The organism is Halomonas sp. B23F22_10 (assembly GCF_043496975.1).
Classification (GTDB): Bacteria; Pseudomonadota; Gammaproteobacteria; order Pseudomonadales; family Halomonadaceae; genus Halomonas; species Halomonas smyrnensis.
The window spans coordinates 108,041-126,361 of record NZ_JBIEKF010000001.1; the positions used below are offsets into that span (position 1 = coordinate 108,041).

Genomic DNA, 18,321 nt, shown 5'->3' on the forward strand with positions numbered 1-18,321 from the left:
TGTACATACAATATATTTGTTCAACATATACTTTCGTATGTATCGACTACGCGGCGCCGTCCGGCTACCGTCATGTCATGGCCGCGCCGTCCGGAGGCCACGCTCCGGGTGAGACGCTCGACACGAGAACAGGCCGCGATACGCGATGAGGAGAGGCTTCCATGACAGACAGCAAGCGCCGGCTGCGCAGCGCCGAGTGGTTCGGCAGCGCCGACAAGAACGGCTTCATGTACCGCAGCTGGATGAAGAATCAGGGCATTCCCGACCACGAGTTCCAGGGCAAGCCGATCATCGGCATCTGCAACACCTGGTCGGAGCTGACGCCCTGCAACGCCCACTTCCGCAAGATCGCCGAGCACGTCAAGAAGGGCATCCTCGAGGCCGGCGGCTACCCGGTGGAATTCCCGGTGTTCTCCAACGGCGAGTCCAACCTGCGCCCCACGGCGATGTTCACCCGCAACCTGGCGAGCATGGACGTCGAGGAGGCGATCCGCGGCAACCCGATGGACGCCGTGGTGCTGCTGGTGGGCTGCGACAAGACCACCCCGGCGCTGCTGATGGGCGCGGCCAGCTGTGACCTGCCGACCATCGTGGTGACCGGCGGGCCGATGCTCAACGGCAAGCATGAGGGCCAGGACATCGGCTCCGGCACCGTGGTGTGGAAGCTCTCCGAAGAGGTCAAGGCGGGCAAGATCTCGATCCATGACTTCATGGCCGCCGAGGCCGGCATGTCGCGCTCGGCGGGCACCTGCAACACCATGGGCACCGCCTCGACCATGGCTTGCATGGCGGAATCGCTCGGCACCTCGCTGCCGCACAACGCGGCGATCCCGGCGGTGGATTCACGCCGCTACGTGCTGGCACATCTCTCCGGCAACCGCATCGTCGAGATGGTCGACGAGGACCTGAGGCTGTCGAAGGTGCTGACCAAGGACGCCTTCGAGAACGCCATCCGCACTAACGCGGCCATCGGCGGCTCGACCAACGCCGTGATTCACTTGAAGGCCATCGCCGGGCGCATGGGCGTCGACCTGGCGCTGGACGACTGGACGCGCATCGGCCGCGGCACGCCGACCATCGTCGATCTGCAGCCCTCCGGGCGCTTTTTGATGGAGGAGTTCTACTACGCCGGCGGCCTGCCCGCGGTGCTCAAGCGCCTCGGCGAGGCCGACCGCCTGCCGCACAAGGACGCCCTGACCATCAACGGCAAGACACTATGGGAGAACGTCTGCGACGCGCCGCTCTACAACGACGAGGTGATCCGCCCGCTGGACTCTCCATTGCGCGCCGATGGCGGGATGTGCGTGCTGCGCGGCAACCTGGCGCCGGGCGGCGCGGTGCTCAAGCCCTCGGCGGCGAGCCCCGAGCTGATGCAGCATCGCGGCCGCGCGGTGGTGTTCGAGAACTTCGACGACTACAAGGCCCGCATCAACGACCCGGACCTGGACGTCGATGCCGACAGCATCCTGGTGATGAAGAACTGCGGGCCGCGCGGCTATCACGGCATGGCCGAGGTCGGCAACATGGGCCTGCCGTCCAAGCTCTTGGAGCAGGGCATCACCGACATGGTTCGCATCTCGGATGCCCGCATGAGCGGCACCGCCTACGGCACCGTGGTGCTGCACGTGGCCCCGGAGGCGGCCGCCGGCGGGCCGCTGGCCGCGGTGCGCAACGGCGACTGGATCGCGCTCGACTGCGATAGCGGCCGGCTGCATCTGGAGGTCGGCGAGGCCGAGCTCGAGGCGCGCCTGGCCGAGAGCGATCCCACCGCCGAATCGAAGGAGATCGCCCGCAGCGGCGGCTACCGCCAGCTCTATATCGAGCACGTGCTGCAGGCCGACGAGGGCTGCGACTTCGACTTCCTGGTCGGCCCGCGGGGCGCCGACGTGCCGCGCCACTCGCACTGAGGTAACGGACGCCATGACGGAACGCACCATGAACGATGGTTCCATGACCCCCGACCGGCTGCGCTCGCGCGACTGGTTCGACAATCCCGAGCATCCCGGCACCACCGCGCTGTGTCTGGAGCGCTACATGAACCAGGGCATCACCCTGGAGGAGCTGACCAGCGGCCGGCCGATCATCGGCATCTGCCAGTCCGGCTCGGATCTCACGCCCTGCAACCGGCACCACATCGAACTGGTGAAACGGGTCAAGGACGGCATCCGCGCCGCCGGCGGGGTGCCCTTCGAGTTCCCGCTGCACCCGATCCACGAGAACGTGCGCCGTCCCACCGCGGCACTGGATCGCAACCTGGCCTATCTGGGGCTGGTCGAGGTGCTGCACGGCTATCCGCTGGACGGCGTGGTGCTGACCACCGGCTGCGACAAGACCACCCCGGCCAGCCTGATGGCCGCGGCCACGGTCAACATCCCGGCCATCGTGCTGTCCGGCGGGCCGATGCTCAACGGCTGGCGCGGCGCCGAGCGCGTCGGCTCTGGCACCGTGGTGTGGGAGATGCGCAAGCGCCTGGCCGCCGGCGACATCGACTATCCCGAGTTCCTCTCGCGAATCGCCGATTCGGCGCCCTCGGTGGGGCACTGCAACACCATGGGCACCGCCTCGACCATGAACTCCCTGGCCGAGGCCCTGGGCATGAGCCTGCCCGGCTCGGCGATGATTCCCGGGCCCTACAAGGAGCGCGGCGCGGTGGCCTACCAGACCGGCGAGCGCATCGTCGACATGGTCTGGGACGACCTGCGGCCGAGCGACATCCTGACCCGCGAGGCGTTCGAGAACGCCGCCATCACCTGTTCTGCGCTGGGCGGGTCGTCAAACGCGCCGATCCACATCAACGCCATCGCCCGCCACGCCGGCGTCGCGTTCGACAACGACGACTGGCAGCGTCTCGGCCACGAGGTGCCGCTGCTGGCCAACGTGATGCCGGCCGGGGCCTATCTCGGCGAGGAGTTCCACCGCGCCGGCGGCGTGCCGGCGGTGATGTTCGAGCTGCTGGCCGCGGGCCGGCTCCACGGCGAGGCGGCGACCGTCAACGGCTGCCCCCTGGCCGAGAACCTGGCCGGGCGGGAGACCACCGACGACGAGGTGATTCGCCGCTACGCCAATCCGCTGGTCGAGCACGCGGGCTTCCTCAACCTCAAGGGCAACCTGTTCGACTCGGCGTTGATGAAGACCAGCGTGATCGCCGCGGACTTCCGCCAGCGCTTCCTCGAGGACCCCGATGACCCCGACGCCTTCGAGGGCAGGGTGGTGGTGTTCGACGGCTCCGAGGACTATCACGCCCGGATCGACGATCCCGCCCTCGAGATCGATGCGCGCACCATCCTGGTGATGCGCGGCGCCGGCCCGGTAGGTCATCCCGGTGGCGCCGAGGTGGTCAACATGCAGCCGCCCGAGGCGCTGATCCGTGCCGGCATCGAGTCGCTGCCGTGCCTGGGCGACGGGCGCCAGTCGGGCACCTCGGGCTCGCCGTCGATCCTCAACGCCTCGCCGGAGGCCGCCACCGGTGGGCCCCTGGCGCTGCTCGAGAGCGGCGACCGGCTGCGCGTCGATCTCGGCCGCTGCGAGGTGACGCTGCGGGTCGACGACGCCGAACTGGCCGCGCGCCGCGAGCGCCTGGAGGCCGAGGGCGGCTATCGCTATCCCGGGCATCAGACGCCCTGGCAGGAGATCCAGCGCTCGATGGTCGAGCCGCTGGACCGCGGCATGACCCTGGCGCCGGCGACCAAGTATCACGACGTGGCCCGGGTCAGCCCGCCGCGGGACAATCACTGAAACCACGCGGGAAGCGCAACAGCACGCGGCCGGCGCCGGGAGGGGCGCCGGCCGCGTGCTGTTGCGCGTTCGGTGATAAGGGCCGAGTGGGAGCTAGGCGCGCCGGACTCAGCCCAGGTCGAGCTGGCGGCCCAGGGCGCTGTCGCCGGACTCGATGCCCAGCGCCTCGGCGGTCCCGGCGAGCACCGCCTGGGCGGCGAGGAAGGCCTCGCGGGGCTGGCGCGCGCGGATGCTCTCCATCAGCTGTCGGTGGCGCTCCAGGCTGTCCTCGGGGTCGCTGGCGCTGACGTTGGACTCCGCCACCAGCATGTAGATCGAGGGCCTGAGGATGTGCGAGAGCTGGGCCCAGACGATGTTGTGGGTGGCCTTGAAGATGGCGACGTGGAAGGCGACGTCGTAGTCGCTGTGCAGCCGGGCCTCCTGGCCGTCGGCGCCGTGCAGGTTCTGGCCCATGCCCTCGAAGGCTTCCTCGATGGCGACCAGGTCGCGGGCCGTGGCGCGATTGGCGGCGGTCATCGCCACATAGGGTTCGACGTCGAGGCGAAACGACAGGATCTCGCGCTGGATGCCCGGGTTAGGCGCGGCGTAGCGGGTCATCCAGTCGGTGACCTGGGGATCGAGGATGTTCCACTCGGCGTATTCACGCACCTTGGAGCCGTGGCCCGAGATGCGCTCGATGATGCCCACGTCCACCAGCTGGCGCAGGTCGCTGCGCACCGCCGAGCGGTTGATGGCGAACTGCTCGCAGAGGTCGACTTCCTTGGGCACGAAGTCGCCGGGCTGATAGCGGCCGGAGAAGATGGCCTCGGCCAGGAAATCGGCCACGCTGGGGCGAGGGGATGTCTTGCGCTGCTTGTCTGTCACGAGTCCCGCGTCCGGTAAAGATTCAACATATTGTGTTCTATGTTGCATGTTTCATCAATGTGACCTTGGTGTCAGGACGCCGCCGCGGCGCCCGCCAACAGCCCGCAGAAGCGGGCCAGCAGCGAGGTGGCCTCCGGCGTCGGTGACACCGCCGCCAGCAGCGCCTCGGGGTCGCGGCCCTGTTCGGCCAGCCCCTCGGCCTGATGGCGCAGGTAGGCGCGCATCACCGCCGGCGTGAACTCGGGATGGAACTGCACGCTCCACTGACGGGGCCCGTAGCGCAGCGCCTGGAAGGGGTCATGGTCGTTCACGGCCAGCACCTCGGCGCCAGGCGGTGCCTGGAGCACCGACTGGGCGTGGGTCAGCTGGGCGGGGAAGGTCTCGGGCAGCGCGCCCAGCAGGGCGTCCCGGTGACCGGCCTCGGTCAGCCGCACGGGGTGGGTGCCGGTCTCGCGGCCCGCGGGATGATAGCCGCTGTCGCCGCCGAAGGCCGCGGCCATCAGCTGGTGGCCGTAGCAGACGCCGAACATGGCGACGCCGCGCTCGCGGGTCTCGCGCAGCCAGGGCTTGAGCGCCTCGCTCCAGGGCTCGGCGTCGCTGACCATGGCGTGGGAGCCGGTGATCACCAGGGCATCGTCGGCGCTTAGCGTCGGCGGGGTGCCGTCGTGGCGGGCATCGAACACCTCGAGGCTGAACTCGCCGCAGGCGGGGGCGAGCCGGTCGCGGAACAGCGCCTCGAAGTCGCCGTGGTCGCGGACCACGTCGTCGAAGGCGTCGCCGGTCTTGACGATCAGGAGTCGCGGCATCTCAGTTCCCCCGAGCCAGTCGCTGACCCAGGGCGCGCATGAAGGCCGAGCCGGCCTCCAGCTGCGCGATCTCCAGGTACTCGTCGGGCTGGTGGGCCTGGCTGATGCTGCCCGGGCCGCAGATCACCGTGGGCAGGCCGGCGCGCTGGAACTGGCCGGCCTCGGTGGCGTAGGCCACGGCCCCGGCCCCGGCCCCGGCCCCGGTCGGTGCCTCGCCGACCAGCTCGCGGCAGAGCGTCAGCACCTCGGCGTTGTTGTCGTCGGCCAGCGCCGGCACGGTGACGTTGAGCCGCTCGGTGTGGATGCCGGCGTCCGGGGCACGCTCGCGCATCTCGGCCTGCAGCTTCTCGGCGTAGGCCTCGACGCGGCCGACCAGGTCCTCGAAGCGGTCCGACGGCAGATGGCGGATCTCCCACTCGAAGCTGCACTCCCGGGCCATGATGTTGATGGCGGTGCCGCCCTGGATCTTGCCCACGTGCAGGCTGGAGTGGACCACGTTGAAGGCCTCGTCGACGCGGCCCTCGGCGCGCAGCTCGCTCATCACGTCCTCGATGAAGGTCACCAGCCGGGCGGCGACGTGGATCGCCGAGACGCCCTGGTGGATCTGGCTGGAGTGCGAGGCGCGGCCGGTCACGGTGGTGCGCAGATTGGTGGCGCCCTTGTGGGCGACCACCGGCTCCATCAGCGTCGGCTCGCCGACGAACACCGCCGCCGGACGCGGATGGTCGGCCATCAGCCGCTCGATCATGCGCGGCGCGCCGACGCAGCCGATCTCCTCGTCGTAGGAGAAGGCCAGATAGAGCGGCTTTTCCAGCTCGAGCTCGACCCAGCGCGGCACCTCGGCCAGGGCGCAGGCGATGAAGGCCTTCATGTCGCAGGTGCCGCGGCCGTAGAGGCGGCCGTCGCCCTTGTCGGTCAGGGCGAAGGGATCGCTCGACCAGGGCTGGCCGTCCACCGGCACCACGTCGGTATGGCCGGAGAGCACCACGCCGCCCTCGACCGCCGGGCCGATGCGGGCCAGCAGGTTGGCCCTGGTGCCGTCGTCGCTGTCGACGCGCCAGTGCTCGACGCCATGGTCGTCGAGCCAGGCCTCGATGAAGGCGATCAGGTCCAGATTGGAGTCGCGGGACACGGTGGGAAAGCCCACCAGTCTCTCGAGGAACTGGGCAGCGGTCATGGTCGGCTCCTGAGTGGGAAAAGGAGCTAGCCTATCATGTAGCGGTACGCCGATAAGGTGGTCGCATGAGTGTCGGTGTTCTTAATTTTGAACGCTCGGGTGTGGGCAATCTATCGTTGAAGCTAGGGTTTGCGATCCAAGGGTTTACTGGCCTAATATTACTTACCTGTACATACTCCATTAGTGCATAGAAGGATAACAATATGTTGAATAAAATCATCGGCCTGAAGAAGGGGCTTCCCACCACGGCGCTTGGCGTGGGTTTGGCACTCAGCGTCGCTGCCGCTGACGTCGCCGCTGCCGAATACAACTGGCGTTTCAGCAACCTGTATAGCCGTGGTACCGCCTTCGGCGAGCTCTACGAGAATCTCGGCGAGAACATCGAGGAGCTCTCTGACGGTGAGATCAACGTCCAGGTGCTCTACTCCGGTGAAGGTGTCGGCACCACCGGCCTGCTGGGGGCGGTCAAGTCCGGCCTGATCACCATGGGCGCGCCGTTCCAATCGATGCATGCAGGTGAGCTGCCGGCCGGTGTGGTCGAGATCGGCCTCCCCGGTGGTACCGCTGACACCGACAAGTTGCAAAGCCTCTTTCATGAACAGGGCTGGGATGAAGTGCTGGAGGAAGCCTACGGCTCCCAGGGCATGGTTTGGCTCGAGCCCTACATCCAGCCGCCGGTATACATTCTGACCAAGGAACCGATCGAGTCGGTCGAAGATTTCGAGGGGCTCAAGATTCGTGCCCCCGGTGCCTACGGCAAATTCCTGCGCAACCTCGGGGCTTCTCCGGTTTCCATGGCCTGGAGTGAGATCTATACCAGCCTGGCCACCGGTGTCATCGATGGCTCCATCGGCAGCAACATGATCGACCACCGCGACGGTAATCATGTCGAGGTCGCCAAGTACATGTACCCGCTGCCGCTGGCCGGTGCCCAGGTGCTGCCGATCGTTGTTAACCGCAACGAGTGGAACAAGCTGCCCGATGAGCTGAAGGATGCGGTACGCGAGGCCACCGAGATCCATGCCGAAGAACAGCTGACCATGTCCAAGCAGTGGGAAAGCGAGGCACTGGAAGAGATGGAAGCCAATGGGCTGCAGTGGAGCCCGGAGCCGAGCGAAGCTGACAAGGAAGCCTGGGCCGAAGCCGGTGCGGCTCTGCGGGAAGAGTACGCGCAACAGGACACGTACAGCGAGCGTCTGATCGAAATCCTGAATGAGTCCGGTTACTGATCACTGATTTCATGACAGGCATCGTGCCTGTGATGGCATCGTCCTTGAAAACAGGCGGGACTCTACGCAGTCCCCCCTGCAATCAACTATCGGTAACGGACTCGCTGCCAATGGAGTTTCTCTGATGCAACTCCCCCATAGATTGGCATCTGTCTCTTGGCTTGATCATTCTAGAAGAAGATGATGTCAAGATGAGGCGGAAAGCACATCGTGCTTTCCGCCTTTTAAATGATTTCGGGAGATCCCTTATGTTCCATACCTTGCTGAGGGGGCTCTGCCACGGTATTGACGTTATTGTCATGCTGACAGGCAAAGCAGCTTCCTACCTGATGCCGGTGCTGGCCGGTATCGTTGTCTTTGAAGTGTTTGCTCGCTATGTGCTCGGCAGCCCTACCATCTGGGCCTACGATCTTTCCCTGTTTCTCTTCGGCTACATCACGGCGCTGGGTGGTGCTTACGCTCAGCAGAAACGGGCGCACATCAATGTCGATATTCTCTACCTGAAGGTCTCGCCCAAGGCCAAGAGCGTCTTCAACCTGCTTGGCTTCGCCCTGGCCATCTTCTTCCTGATCATTATCATGAAGGTATGTACGGGCAAGCTGTTTGAAGCCCTGGAGTTCGATTATCGTCGCCAAAGCGAGTGGGCACCGCCCATGTATCACTTCTGGTTGATGATGATCATCGCCTGCGCATTATTTATTGCACAATTCGTGCGGGATGGATTGAACGATATTTATTACCTGGCGACGGGCACCCCGCTGCTGAAACAAAAGGAGGGGGTCCATCATGGATATTGAACTGCTGACCGGGGTGCTGTTGCTGTGCATCCTGATCTTCTTTGCGCTGGGAGCCGCGGTTGGCCTGGCGTTGGGCGGGATCGCCATGACCATCGGTTACATGACCTGGGGCGAAGGCATTTTCAACGTCATCCCGACGACCCTGGAGTCGACCTTCTTCAGCTTTATCCTGTTGGCGATCCCCTTGTACATCTACATGGGGCAATTGCTGACCAAGTCTGGTATTGGCGATGCCATGTTCAATGCCAGCCAGCTGTTGATCGGCAAGGTACGGGGGTCCCTGGCCATCAGCGTGATCGGGGTCTGCTCGATGATCGGTGCCATGGTCGGCATCATCGGTGCCGGCATCATGACCTCGGGGAGCATCGCGCTGCGCCCCATGCTCGACCGAGGGTACAATCGCCGCCTGGCGCTTGGCGTCATCATGGCCGGGGGCGGTCTGGGGATCCTGATTCCCCCCAGCATTCCCATGATCATGTTTGCCGCCGCGACCCAGAACTCGGTCGGGCGCATGTTCCTGGGCGCCATGATGCCGGCCTTGCTGACGATCGTGTTGTTGATCACCTATGTGGTCATCAGCTGCTGGCTCAACCCTTCCCGCGCCCCCAGGGACAAGGAGCAGTCTGATGCGCCGCAGCCCACGCCGAAGCAGAAGTTCGTGATTCTGCGCGATGGCCTGTCTGCGCTACTGCTGATCTTCGTGGTGCTGGGCAGCATCATTTCCGGCATCGCCACCCCGACCGAGTCGGGCGCCATCGGCGTGTTCGGTGCCATTCTGCTGGCGATACTCTACAAGCGCTTCCGGCCGGCCATGTTCCGCTCCGCCGGGATGCAGACCGCCACCCTGGTCAGCGTGGCCATGTGGATCATCTTCGGTGCCTCGGTATTCAGCAACTTCCACCTGCTGATGGGGGTGCAGAGCATGGTGGCCGATCTCGCCGCCAGCCTGGATCTGCCGCCCATCATGATCATCATCCTGTTCCAGGTGATCATGCTGCTGCTGGGCTTCATCATCGATGAGTTCATCATCGTGCTGATGTGCGCGCCGCTGTTTACGCCCATTGCCGTGTCCATGGGCTACGATCCGATCTGGTTCGGCGTGCTGATGATTCTCAACATATTGATCGCCGTGCAGACGCCGCCCTATGGCTTCGCCTTGTTCTACCTTAAGGGTATAGCGCCGCCCGATGTCGGGATGGGAGAGATCTACCGGTCAGTCACGCCATTCGTTGCAGTGAACCTGCTGGTGCTGATCCTGTGCATGATCTTTCCTGACATCGTGCTCTGGTTGCCCAATACAGTCATGGGATGAGGTGGTGCCATGTTCAATCAGATCCTGATACCCATCGATCTCGCTCATCAGAAGCACCTCGCCAGGCTGCGAGAATCTGCTCGCTTGTTGGTCGGCGGGGGAGGCAGCATCACTCTGCTCTACGTGGACTCGAAAACGGTCCACAAGGAAGCCCTGATGACGCAGCTAGGGGAAAGTCAGTTCGCCGAGCATGAGCGGGAGGCCCAAGCGCAGCTACAGCGCCTTTCCTCGTCGCTGCAGCTGGAGAACGTCACCATGAATGTCGTCATCCGCGAAGGCACCGCTCATGATCAGATACTCGAGCATGCTGACGAGATCGGGGCCGACGCCATCCTGATGATGGCCAGCCGGCCCGGGCTGGCCGACTATTTCATCGGTTCGACCGCCGAGCGCGTGGTCAGGCATGCCGGCTGTTCGGTCTTTGTCATCCGCTGAGTCGTCAATGGAGTGACGCCGCCGGGAGCAGTGGTTTCTTCGCGGCAGCCCCTGTCTCGGTAGTGGTGTTCGTCAGGTGAGGCAACGCATGATACGGCCGTCAGATGCGTCTGGCGGCCGTTTTTTGGTTCCTCACACTTTTCGCGTAATCGACGAGCGCGACCCCATGGTCATTCGGCATCGGCCGCTTCTGGTGGCATGCCTGCTGAGTCGTCATTTGGAGCTCTTAGCCCGCGGTTCTAGGTTGCCGTCGTCGTTCTCGATGCGCTGACAGGTGCGCCGTACTCGTCGAGCCAGGCCACGATGAAGGCGATCAGGTCCAGGTGGGAGTCGCGGGACACGGTGGGGCCCCCCCGTCTCTTTGAGAACTCGGTGGCGGTCATGGTCGGCTCCGAGGCAGGGTGACGTCGCCGCCTGACCTATCACGCCGCCCGGGCCCGAGGGATGGGCCCGGCGGCATCAGAGAGGGCAGGAATAGAGGTGCTTCGTCGCTCAGGTCGAGCGACGCCTAAGCCGCGGCGCGCGCAGCGGCTCGCCGCGCAGCCAGGGGCCCAGCAGCCGCGTCGACAGCGGGATGAAGAGGAACACCATCACCGGGGTCAGCATCAGGGTGCTGGCCAGCACCCTCGGCACCAGCGGCAGCGTGGCCAGGGCGTCGCCGAACAGGATCTGGAAGGCCAGCGAGACCGGGAAGAACGCCAGCCAGATGGCGATGGCCTGCTTCCAGCGCGGCGGCGCGGGGCTGCCGGCTGGCTGGAACCAGCGGTCCAGGCCGGTGGCGCGGTGCTCGTGGGGCGCGTCGAAGAGCCCCTGGCCGCGGGCCAGCCAGGCCCGGCGCGAGGCGGAATGCTCCCAGGTCGCCAGGGTCTCGGCGTCGCGGAAGCGGAAGATGATCTGGTACTCGTCGTCGCCGGGGGGCGGTGCCAGCACGCCGGAGCCGAGGTAGCCGCCGAAGTCGGAGGCCAGTTCGCGGCCTTCCTCGAGCCAGCGCATGAAGTCGCGATAGCGGCCGCTGGCCACGCGGCGCGCCACCATCAGAGTGACGGGATCAGAGGACATGGTGGTTCTCCTGATGAACTCGTTGGCCCGGGTAGGGCCGCCGAAGAAACGGCGGATCGGGTACATCCGCTGCCGGGAGGAATCTTATGTCATTCGGGAAGAAATAGACAGATTGTGTGGCTTTCGGGTCTTGAGCCAGCATGATGGTCTATTTTGGTGCGAGATAGGGGGGCTACTGGAGAACATGCACCATGCCGGTGCCGGTGCCGGCGCGCATCGCCGCATGACAGGGGCATCCGCCGCGGCTCCAGGCCGTGTCCTCCACCTGTCTCATGAGGGAGCCACCATCGCCATGTCAAAAAAACGAGAAAAAGCGAAACCCGGCACGGCCGCACGGCGTATCTATCCACGCAACACCTTCTGCAGCCGTCAACAATGGAGAGAGACATGAACGTCTACTCAACACAAGCGGGAATGGGTTTCGTTGTAGCGATGAGCATGGCACTGGGGGCTTCTTCCGCCTTCGCGAGCATGGAGGCTCCCGAAGAGGTCACGGTCCCGGCAGGCAACACGGTCTTCCTCGAGACCGTCGGGAAGGGCGAAATCACCTACGCGTGTGAAACAAAAGAGGACGGCACCATGGGCTGGATCTTCAAAGGGCCCGATGCCATGCTCATGGACGGCGACGAACAGGTCGGCTCCTACTATGGCCCGCCCGCCACCTGGGAGGCGAGTGATGGATCGAAGATCACTGGTACCCAGCTGGCCACCGCGCCTGGCGGGGACGGGAACATTCCCTTCCAACTCGTCGAGGCGAACCCCGCGATGGGGGAAGGTGCCATGACCGGCGTGACCTACGTCCAGCGTCTCAACACTCAAGGCGGCGTGGCGCCGGATTCAGCTTGCTCGGCAGACAACATGGGAGCAACTGAAATCGTCAACTACCAGGCGGATTACCTTTTCTGGAAAGCAAGCTAGTACCTGGTGAACGGTGAGCACCGCGACGCCCCCGCCCGAGCCGGGTAGGGGCGTCGCTTGCCGGGCATTTGTGACCCTGAATCCACGCAACAAGTGCAGCACCTGCGGTATCCAGGCCTCCCGAGGATTCCCCCGGAAACACCCGCGCCGGTGTCCGATAACCGAGCCGTTATCGAGGCCGGCGAAAGCCGAGCCATTGCCCAGCGTGGTGGTCTGGACCGTTCCCCGACGCGTCTTCCACCAGCGGATCATGGCCGCTGGCGTCATGCGACCGATGGCCGGCAGATGGCCAGTGGCCCCCAACCCGCCAGACCGCCAATGAGGAATGCCTGGTGACTCACTCCCGCTCGCTTCTCGTCGCCCGCAGCAGCACCCGGTCCATGCCTCTGGTGCTCAGCACCCGCTTCAGCGCGGCGAACAGGTGGGTGGGGACGGTCACGGCGTAGCGGGGCTTGGGGCGCCAGTGTTCGAGGGCGTGAATCAGCTTGTCGACGACCGCCTCGGGGCCGAGGGTGAAGGCCCCCTTGCCGTCCTCGCTGGAAAGGCGTGCCTCGACCTTCACGTAGGTGTCGGCGTGGGCGCTGTGGGCGGCGTCGATGTTGGCCCGGTAGGCGCGATAGGCGTTCTCGCGGAAGCGGCTGGCGATGGGCCCAGGCTGGATCAGGCTGACATGGATGCCGCTGCCGGTGAGCTCCTGGCGCAGCGTGTCGGCTAGGCCCTCGAGGGCGAACTTGGAGCAGACATAGGCGCCGCGATAGGGCAGGGCGGCGAAGCCCAGCACCGAGCTGTTGTGCACGACGCGCCCGTGGCCCTGGGCGCGCATCATCGGCAGCACTCGAGTGGTGAGCTCGTGGGTGCCGAGCAGGTTGGTCTCGAGCTGTTCGCGCAGCACGTCCCGGCTCAGGTCCTCCACCGCGCCGGGCTGGCCGTAGGCGCCGTTGTTGAACAGCGCCGTCAAGCGTCCGCCGGTGCGCTCGCGCACCGCGTCCACCGCGGCCGCGATCGAGGCGCTGTCGGCCAGATCCAGCCGCAGCGCCTCCAGGCCCTCCTCCTCGAGGCGCGAGACGTCCTCGGCGGCTCTTGCTGTCGCGAAGACCCGCCAGCCGCGCCTGGCCATGGCATGGGCAGTGGCATGGCCGATCCCGCTGGAACAGCCGGTGATCAGCAGGCTACGCGTCGTCTCTTGGCCTTCCGGCATCCTCGTGTCTCCTTCCCTTTCATGTGTCTCTTGATCGCTAGCCGCTGACCAGCCGCGCCTGGCTGGTGCCGTTGCCCAGCGGCTCGACGCGGATCTGCACCGGGATGCGTTCGTGCATCTCCTGCACGTGGGAGATCACCCCCACTCGGCGGCCCAGCGCCTGCAGGCCGTCCAGGGCCTCCATGGCCAGCGCCAGCGACTGCGGGTCGAGGCTGCCGAAGCCCTCATCGATGAACAGCGATTCGATGGTGAGCTCGCCGGAGGCCATGGAGGCCAGCCCCAGCGCCAGGGCCAGCGAGACCAGGAAGGTCTCGCCGCCGGACAGCGAGTGCACCGAGCGGCGCTCGTCGCCCATGTCGTGGTCGACCACCAGCAGCCCGAGCTCGCTGCCGCCGCGCACCAGCCGGTAGCGCCGCGACAGCCCGCCGAGGTGCGCGTTGGCATGCTCCAGCAGCTGCTCCAGGTTGTAGGCCTGGGCGATGCGCCGGAACGCCTTGCCGTCGGCGGAGCCGATCAACTCGCTGATGCGGCCCCAGCGACGATGCTCGGCCCGCGCCGCCTCGAGCTCGGTCTGGGCGTCCTGCTGGCGCTGGCGCCGGCGGTCGTCGTCGTGCAGGGCGTGGGTGGCCTCGTCGCGCTGCTGCTGGGCGGCGTTAAGCCGTGGGGTGAGGGCCTCGCGCTCTTCACCCAGGGCCTCGCGGCGACGGGCGATCTCGGCCTCGGCGGGGGCGTCGAGCAGCGCCGGCTCGCCGTCGTCGGCCTCGACCAGCGCCTGTTCGCGACGATGATCGATCAGCGCCTGGCGGCGTTCCTTGAGGGCGGCGGCGGCCTGCTGGCGGGCCTGGTCGGCGTCTTCCAGCTGCCGCCGCTGGCGCTCGGCCTCGTCGTCGGACTGGGACAGCAGCCGGGCGAGGGTGGCGTCGTCCAGCTCGGGATGTGCCTGCCGCCACTCGGCCAGCTCGGCGTCGAGGGCGTCGCGCTCGCGGTGGAGCGCCTCGAGCCGTTCGGCCTCGTGAGCGGCCTGCTGGGCGAGGCGCTGATGTTCGGTCTGCGCCGCGTGATGTGCCGCCTGGGCGGTGTCCCGGCCCCGGCGGGCGCTCTCCTGGCGGGCGTCGAGATGCTGCTGCCAGGCGTCCGGCGAGGCGTGATTGCCGAGTCGGGCGCTCAGGTCGGCGGCCAGGGCCTCGCGGGCCTGACGCAGCGGCGGCAGCCGCTCGGCCAGCCCGGCGAGTTCCTGTTCGAGCTCGCTCTGCTGGGAGCCGAGCCGGGCGAGCTCGATCTCGTCCTGATGCAGTGCCTGGTTCAGCGGGGCGAGTTCGGCCTCGGCCTGGGACAGCTCGTCGAGGATGCGCCGTTGCTCGTCCCGCTGGGCCTCGCAGGCCTGCCGCTGACGGCCCAGCCAGGCCTCGCGCTCCTCGGCGGCGATGGCGGAAAGCTCCGGCTGCAGCGGTTGCGCGTCCAGCGTGCGCTGCGCCTCGGCGCGCTGCCGGTCGGCGCTGCCGAGGTCTTCGCGCTGCTGGGTCACCGAGGCCTTCAGGGCGCGGTATTCGCCCTCGATGTCATGGCGCCGCTGGTAGGCCCGGTCGCGCTGGTCCTGCGCCTGCGTCAGCTGGCGATCCTCTTCCGCCTGCTGGGCGGCGAGCTGGGCGGCCTCCGGCGAGGCAGGCGGCCGGTGGCGCCAGGGATGCTCGAGCCCGCCGCACACCGGGCAGGGCTCGCCGTTCGCGAGGCCCTCGCGCAGGCGGGCCACGCTCTCGCTGCGCACGGCGCGGCTGCGCTCGACGAAGGCCTGAATGCTCGTGAGGTGTCGCTCGGCGTCGTCGAGGCGCTGCCGGGCGGCCTGGCCCTGGCCGAGCAGCGCCTCGAGTCGCTGCTCGCTGTCCGCCAAGCGCCTCTTCAGCGTCTGATGGGCCTGCTCGGCGCGGCAGGCGTCCTGCCAGCGGCCGTGAAGCTCGCCCAGTTCGAGCCGGCGCTGGGCCGCCGCATCGTGGGCCCGTTGGGCGGTCTGTCGGGCGCTGTCCAGGCCGTCATGGTCGCCGATCAGGCGCTCGAGGGCGGCGTGCCAGCGGTCGCGCTGCTCGCGTCGCCGGGCGTGGGTCGCGTCGGCCTGGCGCCGCTGCTCGGCGAGGGCGGCGGCGCGTCGACGGCGCTCCTCATGGGTGCGCTCGAGCTCCGCCAGCTGCTGGTCCTGGGTCGCGAGGCGCTGGGCCAGCTCGCGTGCCTCGCGTAGCGCGGGCTCGGCCTGGCGGCGTGCCTCGCCGTCTTCGACGAGCGTGCGTTCGGCGGCCTCGCTGGCGAGCCTGGCCTTTTCCTGCGCACGCTCGGCGTCGGTAAGCGTTCGCCGCGTTTGCCGGTGGCTGGCCTCCAGGGCCTCGAGTTCGCCGGGCAGCGCGGCCTGGCGCGTCAGCTGATGACGCCGGGGCAGGATCACCCGCCGCCAGGCCTGATCCTGCCGGGCGGAGGCGAGCGCACTCCAGGCGTCCTCGGCCGTGTCCAGATCGTGCTGGCCGCGCTGGAAGCTGGCGTTCAGTTGATCATCCTGTTCATGCCATCGCTGCCTGGCCTGAAGCGAGGCCGAGTGCGCCTGCAGGTCGGTAAGCGCTCGCTGGGTGGTCTCGGCGGCGCGTTCGAGCTCGGCGCGGGCCTCGGCCTCGGCGGGCAGGTCGTCGGCGAGCCGGGCCTCGATCTTCTCCACGGCCTTCCTGGCCTCGCTGGCGCGGCGGTAGGCGGCCATGGAGATGGCGGAGTATTCGCTGGTGCCGGTCAGCCGCTCCAGCAGGTCGCTGCGCTCGTTGTCGTCGGCCTTGAGGAAGGCGGCGAACTCGCTCTGGGCCAGCAGCACGGCGCGGGTGAACTGCTCGAAGGTCAGGCCCAGGCACTCCGGCAGCAGGCGGTCGAACTCGCGCTTCTGGTTGGTCAGCAGGCGGTCGTCGTCGAGGTCGCGCAGCGACTGGTCGACCGCCTGCAGGCGGCCGCTGGCCTTCTCGCGGGCGCGGCGCACGGCCCAGCGGGCTCGGTAGCGGCGGCCGTCGCGGCCGAGGAAGTCGACCTCGGCGAAGCCGCTGGCCGTGCCGCGGCGCAGCAGGGTACGCGGGTCGGCGGTGTTGAGGGTGGCATCGCCGACGTCGGGCAGCGGCGCCTCCCGGCCGGGGGCCTGGCGCAGCCGTGGCGTGCCGCCGTAGAGCGCCAGGCACAGGGCATCGAGCAGGGTGCTCTTGCCGGCACCGGTGGGGCCGGTGATGGCGAACAGCCCGGCATCGCTGAGCGGCGCCGCGGTGAAGTCGAGCGCAAGCGGCCCGGGAATCGAGGCCAGGTTGGCCAGGCGCAGAGCGAGGATCTTCATGCGGAGTCCTCCTCGCCGGCGTCCAGCACGTCCTGACGCAGCCGGTCGAAGTCGGCCAGGATGTCGTCGTCCGGCGGTTCGCCCCAGCGGCCCTGCCAGGTGCGCTCGAACAGCCGGCGGGGGCCTAGGGTCTCGAGGTCGACGCGCTCGGGGGCGTGCTCGGCCGCGACCTTGGGCAGGCGGCGCTCGAGGCGCAGCAGGCGCAGCGGCTTGCCCTCGAGGGCGGCATCGACCCGGGCGCGCAGGTCGGGCATCGGCGCCTCCAGCTCGACGCGCAGCTCCAGCCAGGGCCAGCGTTCTCTCGGCAGATCGGCATCGAGCTCCAGCGCCTCCAGCTCGGCCAGCACGGCGTCGAGCGGCGCGGGGCCGAGCCGATGCATGGCCACCGGGCGCGGCACGGGCAGGGACTCGACCCCGGCCAGCCGCTCGCCGTCGAGGGTCGCCTCGACCACCTGGTGGGCGTAGTTGAGCTCGCTGAAGTCCAGCGGCAAGGGGCTGCCGCTGTAGCGGATGCGCGCCTCGCCGACCCTTTGTGCGCGATGCAGGTGGCCCAGCGCCACGTAGGCGATGTCGTCGGGGAACAGGGCGGCGGAGATCGACTCTTCGCCGCCGATCACGATCGGCCGTTCGCTGGCCTCGGAGACGGCGGCGCCGTGCAGGTGGGCGTGGCTCATGGCGACCAGCGCCTGGCCGTCGTCGCGGCGCTCGCGGGCGGCGTCGATCAGCTCGCGATGGACGCGGTTGATGCCGGCGACGTAGTCGTTGGGCGCGTCCTCACTGTTCCCGGTTTCGTCGTCACGAGCCATCTGGCCGGTGACCTCGGCGGGGCGCAGGAAGGGCAGCGCCAGGCACCAGGCGCGGGTCTCGCCGGCCGCGTCGGTGAGCGGCACCAGCAGGCGCTCGGCGTCGAGTCGGCCGTCGTCGAGCCAGCGTACCCGGCCCCGGGCGTGGGTGCGCAGGCGCTGCATCAGCGGGGCGGGCAGCTCGATGCGGTTGCCGCTGTCGTGGTTGCCGGCGATCAGCACGATGTCGAGCCCGGGCAGCCGCTCGTGGGCGCCGACGATGAAGTCGAAGAGCAGTTCCTGGGCGCGCAGCGAGGGATTGACCACGTCGAAGATGTCGCCGGCCACCAGCAGGGCGTCGGCCTCGCGTTCGACCAGGGTCTCGAGCAGCCAGCTCAGGAAGGCGCGGTGCTCCTCATGGCGTTCCTGGCCGTGGAAGCTCTGGCCCAGGTGCCAGTCGGCGGTGTGGATCAGTCTCAGCATGGCGTCCCCGGTGTTCCGTCACACGGTCGAAAAGGCCTAGTCTAACCCGAGCGCCGACGACACATCAGGGAGCGCCTTGAGCGATCGGTGGCTTCCCGATATCCACCCGGTGCGGGGCTGATCCGGCGACAGGTCTGCGAGGGGCGCTATGAACCCATCCTTGGGCGCTACTTTGGCCATCCC

At 67.6% G+C, this 18,321-nt stretch carries 15 protein-coding genes; 7 read left to right on the top strand and 8 right to left on the bottom strand.

Annotated elements, in window-relative coordinates; translation table 11 throughout:
• Positions 1 to 161: 161 nt before the first annotated feature.
• Positions 162 to 1,907 carry an IlvD/Edd family dehydratase gene (locus ACGTNF_RS00450; RefSeq protein WP_394599916.1) on the top strand — a complete coding sequence of 582 codons (1,746 nt, stop codon included), beginning with the start codon at positions 162 to 164 and terminating at the stop codon, positions 1,905 to 1,907.
• Between the two features lie 28 nt (positions 1,908 to 1,935).
• Positions 1,936 to 3,735 carry an IlvD/Edd family dehydratase gene (locus ACGTNF_RS00455; RefSeq protein ID WP_394599917.1) on the top strand — a complete coding sequence of 600 codons (1,800 nt, stop codon included), beginning with the start codon at positions 1,936 to 1,938 and terminating at the stop codon, positions 3,733 to 3,735.
• A gap of 108 nt (positions 3,736 to 3,843) precedes the next feature.
• On the opposite strand, the gene ACGTNF_RS00460 is transcribed toward ACGTNF_RS00455, so the two are convergent.
• From ACGTNF_RS00460 to argE, 3 genes are all read right to left on the bottom strand, one after another.
• Entirely contained in the window at positions 3,844 to 4,599 is a 756-nt protein-coding gene (locus tag ACGTNF_RS00460; RefSeq protein WP_394599918.1) for a FadR/GntR family transcriptional regulator, read from the bottom strand.
• Between the two features lie 71 nt (positions 4,600 to 4,670).
• Positions 4,671 to 5,405 (bottom strand): glutamine amidotransferase, encoded by a 735-nt coding sequence (locus ACGTNF_RS00465; protein ID WP_394599919.1) that lies wholly within the window; start codon positions 5,403 to 5,405, stop codon positions 4,671 to 4,673.
• Between the two features lies 1 nt (position 5,406).
• Complete coding sequence (argE, locus tag ACGTNF_RS00470) at positions 5,407 to 6,582, bottom strand: acetylornithine deacetylase (RefSeq protein WP_394599920.1); 1,176 nt, start codon at positions 6,580 to 6,582, stop codon at positions 5,407 to 5,409.
• Positions 6,583 to 6,785: 203 nt separating this feature from the next.
• Here argE and ACGTNF_RS00475 point away from each other — a divergent pair, with 203 nt between their 5' ends.
• The 4 genes from ACGTNF_RS00475 (at position 6,786) to ACGTNF_RS00490 (ending at position 10,355) form a co-directional block, all read left to right on the top strand.
• Positions 6,786 to 7,811: a TRAP transporter substrate-binding protein gene (locus ACGTNF_RS00475; RefSeq protein ID WP_394599921.1), complete on the top strand. Its 1,026-nt coding sequence runs from the start codon at positions 6,786 to 6,788 to the stop codon at positions 7,809 to 7,811.
• A 248-nt stretch (positions 7,812 to 8,059) separates the two neighbouring features.
• A complete protein-coding gene (locus ACGTNF_RS00480) occupies positions 8,060 to 8,608 on the top strand; it encodes a TRAP transporter small permease subunit (RefSeq protein ID WP_394599922.1) in 549 nt (182 codons plus the stop codon).
• Positions 8,598 to 9,920: a TRAP transporter large permease gene (locus tag ACGTNF_RS00485; protein ID WP_394599923.1), complete on the top strand. Its 1,323-nt coding sequence runs from the start codon at positions 8,598 to 8,600 to the stop codon at positions 9,918 to 9,920. Before ACGTNF_RS00480 ends, ACGTNF_RS00485 begins: the two co-directional genes overlap by 11 nt.
• 9 nt (positions 9,921 to 9,929) lie before the next feature.
• On the top strand, positions 9,930 to 10,355 hold the full coding sequence (locus ACGTNF_RS00490; protein ID WP_394599924.1) for a universal stress protein: 426 nt from the start codon (positions 9,930 to 9,932) through the stop codon (positions 10,353 to 10,355).
• 239 nt (positions 10,356 to 10,594) lie between these two features.
• Here ACGTNF_RS00490 and ACGTNF_RS00495 read toward each other — a convergent pair whose 3' ends face one another.
• The gene (locus tag ACGTNF_RS00495) at positions 10,595 to 10,738 is read right to left on the bottom strand and encodes a hypothetical protein (protein ID WP_394599926.1); all 144 of its coding nucleotides are present in this window, start codon (positions 10,736 to 10,738) and stop codon (positions 10,595 to 10,597) included.
• Between the two features lie 109 nt (positions 10,739 to 10,847).
• Positions 10,848 to 11,414, bottom strand: a complete 567-nt coding sequence (locus ACGTNF_RS00500; RefSeq protein ID WP_016855548.1) for a putative antibiotic biosynthesis monooxygenase — start codon at positions 11,412 to 11,414, stop codon at positions 10,848 to 10,850.
• Positions 11,415 to 11,801: 387 nt separating this feature from the next.
• Between ACGTNF_RS00500 and ACGTNF_RS00505 the strand changes: the two genes are divergently transcribed.
• Positions 11,802 to 12,332: a DUF3455 domain-containing protein gene (locus ACGTNF_RS00505; protein ID WP_394599927.1), complete on the top strand. Its 531-nt coding sequence runs from the start codon at positions 11,802 to 11,804 to the stop codon at positions 12,330 to 12,332.
• A 337-nt stretch (positions 12,333 to 12,669) separates the two neighbouring features.
• On the opposite strand, the gene ACGTNF_RS00510 is transcribed toward ACGTNF_RS00505, so the two are convergent.
• From ACGTNF_RS00510 to ACGTNF_RS00520, 3 genes are read right to left on the bottom strand one after another with little or no spacing between them, the layout of a single operon-like run.
• Positions 12,670 to 13,530, bottom strand: a complete 861-nt coding sequence (locus ACGTNF_RS00510) for an SDR family oxidoreductase (RefSeq protein WP_394599928.1) — start codon at positions 13,528 to 13,530, stop codon at positions 12,670 to 12,672.
• A 37-nt stretch (positions 13,531 to 13,567) separates the two neighbouring features.
• Positions 13,568 to 16,873, bottom strand: a complete 3,306-nt coding sequence (locus ACGTNF_RS00515; RefSeq protein ID WP_394599929.1) for an AAA family ATPase — start codon at positions 16,871 to 16,873, stop codon at positions 13,568 to 13,570.
• Positions 16,870 to 18,138 carry an exonuclease SbcCD subunit D gene (locus ACGTNF_RS00520; RefSeq protein ID WP_394599930.1) on the bottom strand — a complete coding sequence of 423 codons (1,269 nt, stop codon included), beginning with the start codon at positions 18,136 to 18,138 and terminating at the stop codon, positions 16,870 to 16,872. The genes ACGTNF_RS00515 and ACGTNF_RS00520 overlap by 4 nt, the downstream gene beginning before the upstream one ends.
• Positions 18,139 to 18,321: the final 183 nt, after the last annotated feature.

Excerpts from the sequence above, each read along its gene's own strand:
- ACGTNF_RS00450 (WP_394599916.1), top strand. The coding sequence starts at position 162 with ATGACAGACAGCAAGCGCCGGCTGCGCAGCGCCGAGTGGTTCGGCAGC.
- ACGTNF_RS00455 (WP_394599917.1), top strand. The coding sequence starts at position 1,936 with ATGAACGATGGTTCCATGACCCCCGACCGGCTGCGCTCGCGCGACTGG.
- ACGTNF_RS00465 (WP_394599919.1), bottom strand. The coding sequence starts at position 5,405 with ATGCCGCGACTCCTGATCGTCAAGACCGGCGACGCCTTCGACGACGTG.
- argE (WP_394599920.1), bottom strand. The coding sequence starts at position 6,582 with ATGACCGCTGCCCAGTTCCTCGAGAGACTGGTGGGCTTTCCCACCGTG.
- ACGTNF_RS00475 (WP_394599921.1), top strand. The coding sequence starts at position 6,786 with ATGTTGAATAAAATCATCGGCCTGAAGAAGGGGCTTCCCACCACGGCG.
- ACGTNF_RS00480 (WP_394599922.1), top strand. The coding sequence starts at position 8,060 with ATGTTCCATACCTTGCTGAGGGGGCTCTGCCACGGTATTGACGTTATT.
- ACGTNF_RS00485 (WP_394599923.1), top strand. The coding sequence starts at position 8,598 with ATGGATATTGAACTGCTGACCGGGGTGCTGTTGCTGTGCATCCTGATC.
- ACGTNF_RS00490 (WP_394599924.1), top strand. The coding sequence starts at position 9,930 with ATGTTCAATCAGATCCTGATACCCATCGATCTCGCTCATCAGAAGCAC.
- ACGTNF_RS00495 (WP_394599926.1), bottom strand. The coding sequence starts at position 10,738 with ATGACCGCCACCGAGTTCTCAAAGAGACGGGGGGGCCCCACCGTGTCC.
- ACGTNF_RS00500 (WP_016855548.1), bottom strand. The coding sequence starts at position 11,414 with ATGTCCTCTGATCCCGTCACTCTGATGGTGGCGCGCCGCGTGGCCAGC.
- ACGTNF_RS00505 (WP_394599927.1), top strand. The coding sequence starts at position 11,802 with ATGAACGTCTACTCAACACAAGCGGGAATGGGTTTCGTTGTAGCGATG.
- ACGTNF_RS00510 (WP_394599928.1), bottom strand. The coding sequence starts at position 13,530 with ATGCCGGAAGGCCAAGAGACGACGCGTAGCCTGCTGATCACCGGCTGT.
- ACGTNF_RS00515 (WP_394599929.1), bottom strand. The coding sequence starts at position 16,873 with ATGAAGATCCTCGCTCTGCGCCTGGCCAACCTGGCCTCGATTCCCGGG.
- ACGTNF_RS00520 (WP_394599930.1), bottom strand. The coding sequence starts at position 18,138 with ATGCTGAGACTGATCCACACCGCCGACTGGCACCTGGGCCAGAGCTTC.